Consider the following 607-nt stretch of genomic DNA (forward strand, 5'->3'; position numbering starts at 1 on the left):
CTTATCAAGGTCTCGACTTTTTAGGACGACGCTTGGTAAAAAACACGTTGGAACTGATTGCACGTGAAAATCTCAGCCAATTGCTTTACGTCTCCCATTACCAAGAAGACAGCCTTGAGAGCATCAAAAACGATCTTGAGTTTGTCTTCGATGACGAAGCGCAGTGTTATCGCGCTCAAATTCATCACTGGTAATGCGTAACAAGAGCTAGGAAATCGGCTGCTGCGCAAGCAGGGAATATGGTAAAGGTTTGGAATACAGGTAGCCTTGATGGTATTGCACTCCCATATTTTTCAAATGCTCTGCTTGCGCCGGCGTTTCGACGCCTTCGGCAATCAACTTCACTTGCAGCTCGTCCGCAAAATGAACGATGGCATTCAATACGGATGCACTCACACTTTGAATGCCTATTGTTTCAACAAAACACTTGTCGATTTTCAAATAATCAATTTTCATGTGCTGCAAAAATGCTAACGACGTTTGCCCAGTTCCAAAGTCGTCGATCGATAAAGCAAAGCCCAGCTTTTTAATCGCATTCAGCATTTGCAGCGTATGTTCGCTGTCACTCATCACCGCGCTTTCCGTTAGCTCAAACGTGATGCAACTT

1 protein-coding gene and 1 pseudogene are annotated in these 607 nt (G+C 44.5%); one reads left to right on the plus strand and one right to left on the minus strand.

What is annotated here, in order from left to right:
• Window positions 1-194: pseudogene (locus R7040_RS27875) on the plus strand (ABC transporter); the annotation flags it as partial.
• Between the two features lie 13 nt (window positions 195-207).
• On the opposite strand, the gene R7040_RS27880 reads toward R7040_RS27875, so the two are convergent.
• Window positions 208-607 (minus strand): EAL domain-containing protein (locus R7040_RS27880; RefSeq protein WP_318097805.1); only part of this gene is annotated, 400 nt, incomplete at its 5' end.

It is taken from the genome of Vibrio sp. 1069 (assembly GCF_033340555.1).